We start from the raw sequence: 14,619 nt of genomic DNA, 5'->3' as shown, positions 1-14,619 counted from the left end.
ACGTTCACATATTGCCTTACTGCCCCATTGCCTTATTGCCCTAACTCAACTGCCCTGATCCGTCGGTTCTCGAACTTGATGACGATCTTGCCGTCGATGAGATCGAGGGCTTTCTGACCGAAAACCTCGCGACGCCAGCCATGCAGGGCAGGTACATTGGCCTTGTCGCCTTCTGAGGCGATCTTTTCGATGTCATCAGAACTGGCGACGATCTTTGCCGCGACGCCGTGCTCTTCCGTCACAAGCTTGAGCAGAACTTTGAGGATATCTGCAGCAGCAGCGCTGCCTTCCGGCGAATGCGACGGCTTCGGCAATTTCGGCAAATCTTCCTTGGGGATTTCAAGCGCGGACTGGATTGCAGCCACCAGACCGGCGGCCTGCGCCGAGCGCTCCCAGCCTTTCGGGATCGAGCGCAGGCGACCGAGCGCCTCGGCATCGCGCGGCTGCTGCTGCGCGATTTCGGCAATCGTGTCGTCCTTGATGATGCGTCCGCGCGGCACATTGCGCTCGCGTGCTTCGCGTTCACGCCAGGCGGCCACAGCCTGCACGATGGCAAGTTCAAGCGGCTTGCGAACGCGCGCCTTTACCCGCCGCCACGCATCGTCCGGATGCAGGTCGTAGGTTTCGCGGGAAGTCAACACCGCCATTTCCTCATTCACCCACTCACTGCGACCTTCTTTCTGAAGTTCTTCCTTCAGATAGAGGTAGATGTCACGCAGATAGGTAACGTCGGCCAGGGCATAGTCGAGTTGCTTGTCCGAAAGCGGCCGACGGCGCCAGTCGGTAAACCGGGAAGACTTGTCGATGTGCTTGCCGGTGACCTTCTGCACAAGCTGGTCATAGGAAATGGCATCGCCAAACCCGCAAACCATCGCCGCAACCTGACTGTCAAAGACAGGTGAAGGGATGAGGTCGCCGAGATGGAAGACAATTTCGATATCCTGCCGCGCGGCATGGAAAACCTTGACGGTCTTCTCGTCCGCCATCAGGCGGAAGAACGGCGCGAGGTCGAGCCCCGGCGCAAGCGCGTCCACTAGCGCCGTATGGTCTGGAGAGGCCATCTGGATAAGGCACAATTCCGGCCAGAACGTCGTTTCACGGATGAATTCTGTATCGACCGTGACGAAATCGGATTTGGCAAGGGCGGATACGGCCTCTTCGAGGGCCTCTGTCGTCGTGATGAGATGCATGTCTACCTTTTAGAGAAAGCGCGGCCGCTTGTCGCGAAAGAATGCGCAAAACCCGCAGCATAACAAGTGCAAATCGTGTTTTTTGTCGATACGTTGCGTCATGTGGCCCGAACCTCGACCCTTGTAGAGAGTGCAGACTTGACAAAACCCGGTCAAAATGCGCTTTTCCGCCAGAATTTGCAGCGCTTTGCCTGCACTGACTTATCTTACCAAAAGGCAGAAATCATGCACCGTTACCGCAGCCATACCTGCGCAGCCCTTCGCAAGACGGACGTTGGTTCGAACGTTCGCCTTTCCGGATGGGTTCACCGCGTCCGTGACCATGGCGGCATTCTCTTCATCGATCTTCGCGATCATTACGGCATTACCCAGATCGTGGCCGATCCCGATTCGCCCGCCTTCAAGGTTGCTGAAACCGTTCGTGGCGAATGGGTTATCCGTGTCGATGGTGAAGTGAAGGCCCGCGCAGACGATGCGGTCAATACGAATCTGCCGACCGGCGAAGTCGAAATCTTCGCAACCGAAATCGAAGTGCTGGCGGCTGCCAAGGAATTGCCGCTGCCTGTATTCGGCGAGCCGGACTACCCGGAAGATATCCGCCTGAAGTACCGTTTCCTCGATCTGCGCCGTGAAACGCTGCACAAGAACATCATGAGCCGCACCAAGATCATTGCTGCGATGCGTCGCCGCATGACAGAAATCGGCTTCAATGAGTTCACCACGCCGATCCTGACGGCCTCGTCGCCGGAAGGTGCACGCGACTTCCTCGTGCCGAGCCGTATTCACGAAGGCAAGTTCTATGCGCTGCCGCAGGCGCCGCAGCAGTACAAGCAGCTTTTGATGGTTGCCGGTTTCGACCGCTACTTCCAGATCGCGCCTTGCTTCCGCGACGAAGATCCGCGTGCAGACCGCCTGCCGGGCGAATTCTACCAGCTCGACCTCGAAATGAGCTTCGTGACCCAGGAAGAAGTCTGGGAAACGATGGAACCTGTCATGCGCGGCATCTTCGAAGAGTTTGCCGAAGGCAAGCCGGTCACGCAGACCTTCCGCCGTATCGCCTATGACGATGCGATCCGCACCTATGGTTCGGACAAGCCTGATCTGCGCAACCCGATTGAAATGCAGGCTGTGACCGATCATTTCGCCGGTTCGGGCTTCAAGGTCTTCGCAAACATGATCGCCAACGATCCAAAGGTCGAAGTCTGGGCCATTCCGGCCAAGACCGGCGGCTCCAGAGCATTCTGCGACCGCATGAACTCCTGGGCGCAGAGCGAAGGCCAGCCGGGTCTCGGCTATATCTTCTGGCGCAAGGAAGGCGACAAGCTCGAAGGCGCAGGCCCGATTGCCAAGAACATCGGTGAAGAGCGCACCGAAGCGATCCGCACGCAGATGGGTCTGGAAGACGGCGATGCCTGCTTCTTCGTTGCCGGTCTGCCGTCCAAGTTCTACAAGTTCGCAGGCGATGCCCGCACGCGCGCTGGTGAAGAACTGAATCTCGTTGATCGCGACCGTTTCGAACTGGCCTGGATCATCGACTTCCCGTTCTACGAATGGGACGAGGACAACAAGAAGCTCGACTTCGCACACAATCCGTTCTCCATGCCGCAGGGTGGCATGGACGCGCTGGAAAACCAGGACCCGCTTGCGATCAAGGCTTACCAGTACGATCTCGTCTGCAACGGCTTTGAAATCGCTTCCGGTTCGATCCGTAATCAGTTGCCGGACGTCATGGTTATGGCATTTGAAAAGGTTGGTCTCAGCCAGCAGGACGTGGAAGAGCGTTTCGGCGGTCTCTATCGTGCGTTCCAGTACGGCGCGCCTCCGCATGGCGGCATGGCTGCCGGTATCGATCGCGTCATCATGCTTCTGGTCGGTGCGAAGAACCTGCGCGAAATCTCGCTGTTCCCGATGAACCAGCAGGCGCTCGATCTTCTGATGAACGCGCCTTCGGATGTGTCGCCCGCGCAGCTGCGCGATCTGCATATCCGTCTGGCTCCGGTACAGAAAAGCTAAAAGCACACGATGGAATAAAAAACCCGGCCTGGAGCCGGGTTTTTTATTAGGTGAAGAAAAGCCCGGTGAGAAAACTCACCGGGCTTTTTCATTTTAGTTGTTTGCGTCGACGCTGACTTTCAGAAGCTGGATGATCTTCGTCGGATCCAGCGATGCCGTGGCAACGATCGAAGCGAAGGTCACCGGCTGATCCGGCGATGCGCTGATGGTCAGCGACTTCGGATCGTCGAAGAACTTGTCGGATGCGGCCTTGAGCTGCTGGGCAAACTCAGGATTCTTGAGCTGTGTTGCCATCAGCGGAACCATCATCTTCATCTGTTCGCCAAGCTGCTTGCCATCGGCGCCCTGCTGCTTGCCGTAATAGTCGAGAATCTTCTGGGTCAGAGTTTCATTGTCGAAGCGGATCGACAGATTCTTGAGGTTCAGCTGTTCTGCAAGACCCAGAATTGCGAGACCGGCAGCGTCCTTGTCTGCATCGGCCTTGCTCATATTTTCCTGTGTCTTCTGGACGGCTTCGAGGAAAGCCAGATCATATCCGCCGAGGCTGCCGGTGATGTTGATCTTGCCGAGTTCCGCTGCCTGAAGCTCAAGCTGGTCCAGCGAAGTGTCACCGGAAGATGGCGACCAGCTGCCCTTGGAGTTCAGCGAACCGTTGAACGTGTTCATGTCGAGCGGCGCAAGTGGGTTCTTGCCGTCCTTTTCAAACGTCGCATCGATATTGGCAATGGTCCAGACATAGCCGATCTTCTCGGCCTTGTTGGAAGTGTCGAGCGACAGGTCGAAACCCTTCACCGTGGCACCATCCGTGCCGGGCGTGCCGAACTGGATTTCGTCAATCTTCAGCTTGTCATACATGACGATGCTGTCGAGCGGCCCGTTGGCCGTTTCCGATGGAATCTGCACGTTCTGTATAGAAAGGCCCTTGATCTCGGCCTTGTCGTTCTTGTCTTCCTGACTGGCGAGGGAAAGATCGGGCATGGTGACCAGTTCGATGCTGTAGCCGCCGTCCGGTGTATCCTGAACGTTCTGGAGCGTTACATCGCCTAGGGCGGTTTCCTTTTCACCGACTGTCGGTAGCTTGATCTTCGTGCCCTGAAGCACGATGTCGGAGCCATTCGCCTGAACATTGGCGAAGCTCAGTTCGCCGCCCTGTTTTGCGTAGAGCGTCTTGATGCGCTCAGCGACTGCATTAGCGTCTGCCGCCAAGGCCGCGCTGCCGAAAATCAGCGAAAGCGCTGTTCCGGTAGCCAAAATACGTGCGGCTGGCTTGATGTTGACGAAAACCTGCATTCGAAGCTCCTGCCTGATCTTTAATGTAGCGCGGCATTCATAGGCGGAAATCACACGCAATAACAACATGATTTCCTCAGCCTGCGATTGCAGCCGGGGAAATTCACCCCTGATAGCTCTATAGGACACAAATGGCGGCAGGATTGCGACTATTGCACACGAATGTACTGGATTGGTTCTCCTGTACCCTTGCTGGCGAATCGCGCAGTTGGTACTGAGAGACATGGGAAAAAGTCTGATTCCGCCGGATGACGGCGAAGAACACATCGAGCGGGTCGATCTCAAATCGGCTCTTGAGGAACGTTACCTCGCTTATGCGCTGTCGACGATCATGCATCGTGCGCTGCCGGACGTGCGCGACGGCCTGAAGCCGGTGCACCGCCGTATCATGCACGCCATGCGTCTGCTGCGTCTCAATCCCGATCAGGCCTATGCAAAGTGCGCTCGTATCGTCGGCGACGTGATGGGTAAGTTCCATCCGCACGGCGATGCGTCGATCTACGATGCGCTGGTGCGTCTGGCACAGGATTTCGCGGTGCGTTATCCACTCGTGGACGGGCAGGGCAACTTCGGCAATATCGACGGCGATAACGCTGCCGCCATGCGCTACACAGAAGCACGCATGACGGAAGTGGCGACGCTGCTGCTGGAAGGCATCAACGAAAACGCCATCGATTTCCGTCCGACTTATAATGAAGAGGACGAGGAGCCGATCGTTCTTCCGGGCGCTTTCCCGAACCTGCTTGCAAACGGTTCGGCAGGCATCGCGGTCGGCATGGCGACCAATATTCCGCCGCATAATGTGGCGGAGCTTTGCTCGTCGGCGCTTTATCTCATCAATCATCCCGACGCACCGGTGGAGGAACTTGTTACCTCGCCGGAACAGTGGGAAGAACTGAAGCGCGAAGCCGAGACTGATCCGACTGCTCTTCTGAAGTGCAAGGTACGTGGCCCGGATTTCCCGACGGGAGGCATCCTTGTCGAAGCACACAATAATATTCTTGATGCCTATCGCACGGGCCGTGGCGCATTTCGCGTTCGTGCCCGCTGGGAGAAGGAAGAGGGCAATCGCGGCACCTGGGTGATCGTCGTCACCGAAATTCCCTATCAGGTGCAGAAATCGCGCCTGATCGAAAAGATCGCCGAGCTGCTGCTGGCAAAGAAGCTGCCATTGCTCGACGACATCCGCGACGAGTCAGCGGAAGACATTCGCATCGTTCTGGAGCCGAAGAACCGGACGGTCGATCCTGAACTGCTGATGGAATCGCTTTTCAAGCTGACCGAGCTGGAAAGCCGCGTTTCGCTGAACATGAACGTGCTGTCGCATGGCAAGGTGCCGAATGTCCTGTCGCTGGGCAGCGTTCTGCGCGAGTGGCTCGACCATCGCAAGGAAGTGCTTGTCCGCCGTTCCCAATTCCGTCTGGCGGAAATCGAAAGACGCCTGGAAATCCTTGGCGGCTTCCTGATCGCTTATCTCAATCTGGATGAGGTGATCCGCATCATCCGTGAGGAAGATGAGCCGAAACAGGACCTGATGCGGACCTTCGAGCTGACCGATGTTCAGGCCGAGTCGATCCTCAATATGCGCCTGCGTTCGTTGCGCAAACTTGAGGAATTCGAAATCCGCAAGGAGTTCGATGACCTTACCGTCGAGAAGACAGACCTCGAAGGTCTGCTCGCTTCCGGCACGCGCCAATGGAAGAAGATCAGTGCCGAAATCAAGTCGGTGCGCGAAAAGTTTGGTCCGAAGACCAAGCTCGGCGCACGTCGTACGACCTTTGCTGATGCGCCAACCCATGATCTGGAAGATATTCATCAGGCGATGATCGAGCGTGAGCCGGTCACGATTGTTGTGTCGGAAAAGGGCTGGCTGCGCGCGATGAAGGGGCATCTGGCCGACTTCTCCACGCTTGCCTTCAAGGAAGGCGACAAGCTCAAGCTCGCTTTCCATGCCGAGACGACCGACAAGCTTCTGTTCTTCACGACGGGCGGCAAGTTCTTCACCATCGGCGCGAACACGCTTCCGGGTGGTCGTGGCCATGGCGAGCCGATCCGCATTCTCGTCGATATGGAAAACGATCAGGATATTCTGACCGCCTTCGTGCATGATCTATCCGCGAAACTGCTGCTCGTCAGCCATGAAGGTAACGGTTTCATTGTTCCCGAGAATGAGGCGGTCGCCAACACCCGCAAGGGTAAGCAGGTGATGAACGTCAAGACGCCGGACGAGGCAAAGCTTTGCCAGCGCGTCTCCGGCGATCACATTGCTGTCGTGGGCGAGAATCGCAAGATGGTGGTCTTCCCGCTTTCCGAGATTCCAGAAATGACACGCGGCAAGGGCGTACGCCTGCAGAAGTACAAGGATGGCGGTGTATCCGACGTACGCACTTTTGCAATTGCTGAAGGGCTTTCCTGGCAGGATTCCGCAGAGCGCACCTTCAATCGCAACAAGGAAGAGCTTGTCGAGTGGATCGGCGCGCGCGCCTCTGCGGGTCGTCTGGTGCCGAAGGGCTTTCCGCGTTCGGGTAAATTCTAGATTGGCTTGCGTATACAAGGAAAGGCGGCTTTTGCCGCCTTTTTCGTGTCTAACCCTCAAACCGCTGCCAGCCGCGGGGGCCCAGATGCTCCTGCGGAGTGAAGCGGATTTTGTACTGCATCTTGCGCGATCCCTCGACCCAATAGCCGAGATAGACATGCGGCAGACCGGCGGCATGTGCGCGCTGGATATGATCGAGGATCATGTAGGTTCCAAGCGACCGGTCATGCATATGCGGTGAGAAGAACGAATAGACCATCGACAGGCCATCGGCCATCACATCGGTGAGTGCTACAGCGATCAGCTCACCGTCGCCCTTGGCACTGATGAAGCTTTCCGGGCCGCGCTTGCGATATTCGATGATCTGCGTATTCACATGCGTATCCTCGATCATCATTGCATAGTCGAGGACCGTCATGTCCGACATGCCGCCGGAACGGTGGCGCGCATCGAGATAATCGCGGAAAAGCGCATATTGTTCGGTGCTGGGCTGTGCCTTGTGCACACGTCCTATCAGGTCATTATTCTGTGTCCAGACGCGGCGCATGTTGCGCGTCATCTTGAACTCTCCGGCCAGGATGCGAACGGATATGCATGCCCTGCACAATTCGCAGGCCGGACGATAGGCAATGTTCTGGGAACGGCGGAAACCGCCTTGGGTCAGAAGATCGTTGATCTCGTTCGCTTTGTCGCCGACCAGATGCGTAAAGACTTTTCGCTCCATCTGACCCTCGAGATAAGGGCAGGGCGACGGAGCTGTCAGAAAGAACTGCGGAGACTGTTGCGGTTGATGGGTCATTCAATATCCACGAAATGGCTTAATTTACTCGCTTTGACGCATTTTCCTACGCAAAACCGCTTCGCACTTTTGCTGGAAATGCTCTGGCAAAACCATCACGATACCGTCTTTAAGGATTGAGCCGACGGCACAAAACGTCAATAGGCATTTTGCGCAGCCGGCTCTGAATTTTTTTGATCTGAAGCATCAACCCGAAATTCGGAATCGATTTTCGGAAAACAGATGCGTAGATCCAACTCTATAGGCCAACTCTATAGGCTTATCGATCTGAACGAATGACAGCCGTGCCAAGCAGAAGATCGTGCACCGTGCGCTTGCGGTCGAGAACCAGCGAAGCGAGCAGGATCAGCGGCGTCAGCACCACATTGAGACCCCAGAACAGGACCGTGTGAACGATAGCGAGCATCGGATCGACCGTGCCGCCTTCGAGCCGGACGAGCTTGATGTTCATCATCTGCATGCCCTTGGTGGCCTGCTGCGGTCCGCCCAGAGTGCGGGCTACATAAAATAGCGCGACCATGGGAAACATGATGCCGTAGAGCATCCAGCCGAGGCTCAGCGTAATGATGCCGAGGATTGCAATAACGATTGCTGCCGGAATGCAGAGCAGAAAGACAATCAGGTAATCGATAAGAAAAGCCATAATGCGGCGCGTGCGCACGCCTTCAAAGAATGCGCGGCTTTCATAACGCGGTCCCATGACTTCGCCGTGCAGAATATGGTCGGACATTTTTCCTTCCAGTCGTTTCCAAGGAAGCGTCCGGGGTAGTGTGACAACCGGCGCTGTCCCGCTACCTCAGCGGAACAGCCATCAACATGGGAACCAAAACCGGCGGTTTCAAGGAAATTTGAAGATTTCCCGCCGAAAGGACCCGCCGTTTAGTCTTGCTGTTTAAGCTTTTCAGCCACTTCGATTGCGAAGTAAGTAAGAATTCCGTCACAACCGGCACGCTTGAACGCCAGAAGGCTTTCCATCATCACTTTTTCTTCGTCGATCCAGCCATTGATGCCAGCAGCCTTGATCATCGCGTACTCGCCCGACACCTGATAGGCATAGGTGGGCAGGCGGAACTCGCTTTTCAGGCGATGGATGATGTCGAGATAGGGCAGGCCTGGCTTGACCATCAACATATCCGCACCTTCGGCAACATCCTGCTCGGCCTCGCGCACGGCTTCCTCCGGATTGGCCGGATCAAGATAATAGGTTTTCTTGTCGCCTTTGAGCAGTCCCTGCGTGCCGATGGCATCGCGATAAGGGCCATAGAAGGCCGAGGCGAATTTGGTGGCATAGGACATGATCGGCAGGTGACAGAACCCATGTTCGTCCAGCGCCTGGCGCACAGCCCCGACGCGACCGTCCATCATATCGGAAGGCGCGATGATATCCGCACCGGCTTCAGCCTGCGAAAGAGCACCGCGAACCACCATGGCAACCGATTCGTCGTTGACGATCTCGCCGTTCCGCAGGATGCCGTCATGGCCATGCGTGGTGAAGGGATCGAGTGCCGCATCGGTGATGATACCAATTTCCGGCACTTCCTTCTTGATGGCGCGCACGGCGCGATTGATCAGATTGTCCGGGCTGGCGACGAAGGCACCGTCCTCGGTCTTCACGTCCAGCTTTTCGCGGGGGAAGGGGGCGATGGCAGGAATGCCAAGCTTGGCGGCCTTTTCCGCCATGCGAACGGCCATATCGACCGAAAGACGTTCAACGCCGGGCATTGCTTCCACAGGCTCCGCCACGCCGGTTCCGTAGGTCAGGAAGAACGGCAGGATGAGGTCATCGACCGTCAGCCGGGTTTCCTGTACCAGCCTGCGCGACCAGTCGGCCTTGCGCATGCGGCGCAGGCGCCTGCTGCCGGTAACGTCATCGACATGCTGGCTGATATTGGCGGGCAGATATTTGGACTGGCGGTCGGTCATGAAGCTATTCCCGAGAATTGATGTCTTGGAATATGAAATCTCAAGACTAGTGGCCTGATTTCGACATTTGCATCCCTCGGATATGAGCGCTGAGCAAATGTCGGGATCAAAAGGACCACTAGTAACTTTATCCATCTAATGGATATTTCGAATTTGACGTTTGAAACGGGATTAATATCGGACGGGTATCAAACGTAAAATTCAATCCACTAGCATCGGATGCGCACCGTTTATCATGGGAAAAGTGATGAAACCAAGAACATTGACCTGTGCAGGATTGACGCGGGGCGTCTCACTTTCTACCCATTTGATGGAACGGGAGACAGGATATGCAGATTGACTTCGGCGGTGGCAGCGAAATCAGCTTTGAACGCAAGGGAAAAGCGGGGCTTGTGAAGCTTACGCGAACCGAAGCTCTCAATGCGCTCACGCATAAAATGATTCTGGCGCTCGACCGCGCCTTGCAGGCTTGGGAAGACGATCCTGAAGTGGCCTGCGTGATTCTGGAAGGCGAGGGGCGTGCATTCTGTGCGGGCGGCGATGTCGTTGCCGCCTACAAGGCCGGTCAGTCCGGAACGCCTGCCTACGAATTCTTCCGCGACGAATATCGGCTCAATGCGCGTATTGGCCGTTTCCCAAAGCCCTATATCTCGCTCATTAACGGGATTATCATGGGCGGCGGTGCGGGCATTTCCGTTCACGGTTCGCATCGCATCGTGACGGAAAACACCATGTTTGCCATGCCGGAAACCGGCATCGGCTTCTTCCCGGATGTCGGCGGCAGTGCTTTCCTGCCGCATCTGCATGACAATTTCGGATATTATCTGGCGCTGACCGGCAACCGCATTCGCTGGGGCGACTGCCTGCAAAGCGGGATTGCAACACACGCCGTAGCTGCAAGCGATCTGCATGATTTGCGCGAAGACATCATCGCAACCGCCGACATCGATGCGGCACTGACGCGCAGCCAGTATCCCGATTTTGAAACCTCTATCGAAACGCGCCAGATCATCGCGGAATGCTTTTCAGGTGCGACGCTTGGCGATTGCATGGCCGCCCTGGAAAAAGAAGCCCAAGCGGGCAGCAAGGCTGCGATGGACATCGTGAAGGTGATCGCCACCCGTTCACCAACGAGTGTCGCGGTGACTTTCCGCCAGATTGCAGATGGTCGCCCGCTTAATCTCGATGATTGCATGCGCATGGAATACCGCATTGCCAACCGCATGCTGGAAGCGCACGATTTCTATGAGGGCGTTCGCGCATTGCTTATAGACAAGGACGGTGCGCCCGCGTGGAAACCGGCAACACTCGATGAAGTGAAGCCTGAACAGGTCAATGTCTATTTTGCAAATCTGGGTGACAAGGAACTGACCTTTTGATGCATATGAACGAGCTGCGCCAGCATACCCAGCCGAGTGGAACCGAATGGGCCTTCACATGGTTCGTTCGGATACTCGCTCTTGTGGCGCTGGCCAGCGGCGTTTTCTACTGGATCAGGCTGATCGGGATTCACCCGGGGCTTCTTTGGCGTTTCGATCTCATGCCATGGCCGTGGCAGACAGCGGTTGTGGCTCTGGCGGTGCTGATGCCCGTTGCCGCGACGGGGCTGTGGATGCGCGCACCGTGGGGACCTGTGCTTTGGTTTGTGGCAGCGCTCGGCGAAATTGCCATTTATTCCGTTTTTTCGCGACATTTCGAATACAAGCCGCTGACCGTGGGTTTCAACGCGGCCTGTATCGTCATTTTCATCGCTTTTCGCATTCTGCTCTTCTTCGAGAAGAGGCGGCAGGCCCGTGCGAACCTGCCGATTTAGCTTTATAGCGCCTGTGTCCCTTCATAGCGGGCAAATGGCTTCGTCATCTGGCCTTTGAAAAGCAGAACATCATAGGTATCGGCTTGGCTGCCCGGCATTTCCATGCCGGGTGATCCCATCGGCATACCGGGTGCCGTCAGTCCCGTGGCCTGCGGACGTTCAGCCAGCAACCGCTTGACCGCACCGGCTGGAACATGCCCCTCGATGACATATCCATCGACGACTGCCGTGTGGCATGAGGCAAGATTGGCACCGACGCCATACTTTGCCTTTACGGTATCCATCGCTTCCTCGACCTTCACTGTGACATTGAAGCCAGCGGCTTTCATATGTTCAGCCCAGCCCTCGCAGCAGCCGCAGTAAGGGTCTTTATACATGGTCATCTGTGGAGCTGCGGTAACCGGTTCCGCGTGAGCGAAACTCGTAAAGCCGGTAAAGCTTATCAGCCCGCCGACCACGAAATAATGTGCAAGACGAAGCGCCATGGTCCCTCCAATGGATTGTAGATGGCTCGTATTTAGCCGCTATCCAGACACTTCTCAAATGACGAAAGTTTAATGTGGCAGGCCTTTCTAACGGCCGGAAAACCGGCATTCTGGCGCTGTAACAATGTATCCGGGCGCGGTCCCGCAAATGGCTTGGAGTAAGCAAACATTAAGCCTGAATGCGCAATCTCTCCGGTAAGTTACTGTTAAGGCTGACTTTTAAGTCGAATTTTATGCATCTCCCCTAAATTCCTCTCAAGACACGGTGAGAACAATACACCGCATAAAACAGGACAGAGAGCTGCATCATGGTTTCATGAAATGCAGCTCCGACAGAGAGGCAAAAGAAATGATCAACGCACAGCGCAAGACGGACATATCCGCTCCGCTCACGACACCGGAAACTGCACTTCGTTCGCTTTATCTGGAAGCTCTCCAGCTGGTTGAGCGCCTGCATCGCCGCCTGCTCGACGTCGTCAAGGATGAGTTCGACCGCAATGGCCAGAGCGACATCAATGCGACGCAGGCGCTTCTGCTCTTCAATATCGGCAATTCCGAACTGACCGCCGGTGAACTGCGCTCGCGCGGTTACTATCTCGGCTCGAACGTTTCGTACAACCTGAAGAAGCTGGTTGAAATGGGCTTCATCCATCATCAGCGCTCGCGCGTTGACCGTCGTTCGGTGCGCGTCAGCCTGACAGACAAGGGCAATGCTATTGCCGACCAGGTGGCTTCGCTCTACGAACGTCATATCTCCTCGATCGAACAGGTTGGCGGTATTCAGGTCGAAGAATTCACGGCGATGAACAAGTCGCTGCAGCGTCTCGACCGCTTCTGGAACGACAGCATCGCTTATCGGCTCTAAGTAGTTGCAGAACTGTCACAACAGGCTGTCATTGAGAAGAATAAGGTACTGTGAAGCTGCCAATCGTAAGGCGCATGGCTTGAAATTCCGGCCATGCGACATGATTAAGCCATAAAAAACGACATAAACGTTTTAAAACGGCACGGGCAATATTGTGCCACCTTCAGTCAGGAATGGGCTCGAAATCGAATTTCGGATAAGCGAGCAGCTTTGCATTGCTTGCAATCCGGATATCGCCTTGTTGACCTATTGCTGATATTCTCTGGGAAGATCCCGCGCGAGCGGTTAGCCTTTTGGGACTAAGCAAAATGACCAAGACCGACAGACCAGCCGATGCTTTCAGAGTAGATCGCCGCAGTTTCCTGCGCGGCGCGGCAACCGCCGGCCTTTCCGTGGCAGCCTCCGCCATGGTTTCCTCGGCTTACGCTCAACAAGCTTTGACCGACGTTATCGGATCGTCGCGCCGCGGCAACTGGGCTGACCAGTTCGACGCCCGTGCGACGGGTGGCCAGCGAGTTGCGACCAACCAGCCGGTTTTGAGCTCGCAGACGGTCGGCTATCTCCAGACTGCTATCGCGCAATATACCGACATTGCCGGTCGCGGCGGCTGGCCGAGCGTTCCGGGCAATGCAAAGCTCCAGATCGGCGCCACCGACCAGTCTGTGCAGGCACTGCGCAAGCGTCTCATGATCTCCGGCGACCTGCCGCAGGAAGCGGGGCTTTCCAGCTCTTTCGACACCTATGTCGATGCTGCCGTAAAGCGCTTCCAGTCCCGTCATGGCCTGCCTGCCGATGGCGTCATGGGGCAGTTTACTTATGCTGCCATGAATGTGGACGCCAATACACGTCTCGGACAGCTCCAGACCAATCTGCAACGCCTTTCGCCTCTGGCCAATCAGGGTATGCAGGAACAGCGTTTCGTCATGGTCAACATCCCGGCCGCTCGCATCGAGGCAGTTGAAAGCGGCAGCGTCGTGCAGCGCCACACGGCGGTTGTCGGCAAGATTGATCGTCAGACGCCGATCCTCAATTCGAAGATTCACGAAGTCATTCTCAATCCTTACTGGACCGCGCCGAAGTCGATCATCCAGAAGGACATCATTCCGCTGATGCGGAAAGACCCGCAATATCTGGCGAAGAACAAGATTCGTCTCTACGACCAGTCCGGTCAGGAAGTGGCGCCGGAAAGCATCGACTGGAATACGGACGATGCGGTGAAGCTGATGTTTCGTCAGGACCCCGGCAAGATCAACGCCATGTCCTCGACCAAGATCAACTTCCACAACCAGTACGCCGTTTACATGCACGACACGCCGCAGAAGAGCTATTTCAACAAGCTCATGCGTTTCGACTCGTCGGGCTGCGTTCGCGTCCAGAACGTGCGCGACCTCGATGTGTGGCTGCTGAAGAACACCGCAGGCTGGGACCGTCAGAACATCGAAAGCACGATCAAGTCCGGCACGAACACCCCGATCCAGCTTGCTGATCCGGTTCCGCTGCACTTTGTCTACATTTCCGCCTGGTCCACTGGCGACGGTGTAGTGCAGTTCCGCGATGACATCTACAAGATGGATGGTGCGACCGAACTCGCACTCGGCACCGACACCTGATTCTTATCTTGAGTTTGAGTTTTCGAAGCCGTCCGGGCCCGTTTCGGACGGCTTTTTCGTCTCCGCTGAATTATCAAATCGGTTTGCCGCATTTT

Annotated in this window: 12 protein-coding genes; 6 read left to right on the top strand and 6 right to left on the bottom strand. The window is 56.1% G+C overall.

The features are described from left to right. Nucleotides 1-32: 32 nt before the first annotated feature. The gene (gene rnd / locus HWX93_RS12005) at nt 33-1,190 is read right to left on the bottom strand and encodes a ribonuclease D (protein WP_151554783.1); all 1,158 of its coding nucleotides are present in this window, start codon (nt 1,188-1,190) and stop codon (nt 33-35) included. A 225-nt stretch (nt 1,191-1,415) separates the two neighbouring features. On the opposite strand from rnd, the gene aspS reads away from it, so the two are divergent. After that, nucleotides 1,416-3,203 (top strand): aspartate--tRNA ligase, encoded by a 1,788-nt coding sequence (gene aspS / locus HWX93_RS12000; protein WP_151554782.1) that lies wholly within the window; start codon nt 1,416-1,418, stop codon nt 3,201-3,203. 93 nt (nt 3,204-3,296) lie between these two features. Here the strand turns inward: aspS and HWX93_RS11995 are convergent, their stop codons facing one another. Beyond that, complete coding sequence (locus HWX93_RS11995; RefSeq protein WP_151554781.1) at nt 3,297-4,493, bottom strand: hypothetical protein; 1,197 nt, start codon at nt 4,491-4,493, stop codon at nt 3,297-3,299. A 223-nt stretch (nt 4,494-4,716) separates the two neighbouring features. Here HWX93_RS11995 and HWX93_RS11990 point away from each other — a divergent pair, with 223 nt between their 5' ends. Continuing rightward, nucleotides 4,717-7,029, top strand: coding sequence for a DNA topoisomerase IV subunit A (locus HWX93_RS11990; protein WP_151554780.1), 2,313 nt, complete (start codon nt 4,717-4,719; stop codon nt 7,027-7,029). 49 nt (nt 7,030-7,078) lie between these two features. Here HWX93_RS11990 and HWX93_RS11985 read toward each other — a convergent pair whose 3' ends face one another. The 3 genes from HWX93_RS11985 to hemB all read right to left on the bottom strand — a co-directional run bounded on the left by HWX93_RS11985 (nt 7,079) and on the right by hemB (nt 9,751). Then, nucleotides 7,079-7,828 carry an arginyltransferase gene (locus tag HWX93_RS11985; RefSeq protein ID WP_012092346.1) on the bottom strand — a complete coding sequence of 250 codons (750 nt, stop codon included), beginning with the start codon at nt 7,826-7,828 and terminating at the stop codon, nt 7,079-7,081. Between the two features lie 259 nt (nt 7,829-8,087). Continuing rightward, nucleotides 8,088-8,558, bottom strand: a complete 471-nt coding sequence (locus tag HWX93_RS11980) for an RDD family protein (protein ID WP_061347371.1) — start codon at nt 8,556-8,558, stop codon at nt 8,088-8,090. A gap of 149 nt (nt 8,559-8,707) precedes the next feature. Then, nucleotides 8,708-9,751: a porphobilinogen synthase gene (gene hemB, locus HWX93_RS11975; protein WP_151554778.1), complete on the bottom strand. Its 1,044-nt coding sequence runs from the start codon at nt 9,749-9,751 to the stop codon at nt 8,708-8,710. Between the two features lie 329 nt (nt 9,752-10,080). On the opposite strand from hemB, the gene HWX93_RS11970 reads away from it, so the two are divergent. Next, entirely contained in the window at nt 10,081-11,130 is a 1,050-nt protein-coding gene (locus tag HWX93_RS11970; RefSeq protein ID WP_151554777.1) for an enoyl-CoA hydratase/isomerase family protein, read from the top strand. Beyond that, nucleotides 11,130-11,564 (top strand): DUF6163 family protein, encoded by a 435-nt coding sequence (locus HWX93_RS11965; protein WP_061347374.1) that lies wholly within the window; start codon nt 11,130-11,132, stop codon nt 11,562-11,564. Before HWX93_RS11970 ends, HWX93_RS11965 begins: the two co-directional genes overlap by 1 nt. Before the next feature lie 2 nt (nt 11,565-11,566). On the opposite strand, the gene HWX93_RS11960 is transcribed toward HWX93_RS11965, so the two are convergent. Next, nucleotides 11,567-12,049, bottom strand: coding sequence for a DUF411 domain-containing protein (locus HWX93_RS11960; RefSeq protein ID WP_176037483.1), 483 nt, complete (start codon nt 12,047-12,049; stop codon nt 11,567-11,569). Between the two features lie 349 nt (nt 12,050-12,398). Here HWX93_RS11960 and ldtR point away from each other — a divergent pair, with 349 nt between their 5' ends. Together ldtR and HWX93_RS11950 are read left to right on the top strand one after the other, a co-directional pair. Next, the gene (gene ldtR, locus HWX93_RS11955; RefSeq protein WP_010661087.1) at nt 12,399-12,914 is read left to right on the top strand and encodes a transcriptional regulator LdtR; all 516 of its coding nucleotides are present in this window, start codon (nt 12,399-12,401) and stop codon (nt 12,912-12,914) included. 308 nt (nt 12,915-13,222) lie between these two features. After that, nucleotides 13,223-14,524 (top strand): L,D-transpeptidase family protein, encoded by a 1,302-nt coding sequence (locus HWX93_RS11950; RefSeq protein WP_176037482.1) that lies wholly within the window; start codon nt 13,223-13,225, stop codon nt 14,522-14,524. The last annotated feature ends 95 nt before the right edge of the window (nt 14,525-14,619 follow it).

It is taken from the genome of Brucella tritici (assembly GCF_902825325.1).
Classification (GTDB): Bacteria; Pseudomonadota; Alphaproteobacteria; order Rhizobiales; family Rhizobiaceae; genus Brucella.
The sequence above is the reverse complement of the archived record's forward strand: the minus strand, read 5'-3'. Positions and strand labels throughout refer to the sequence as shown.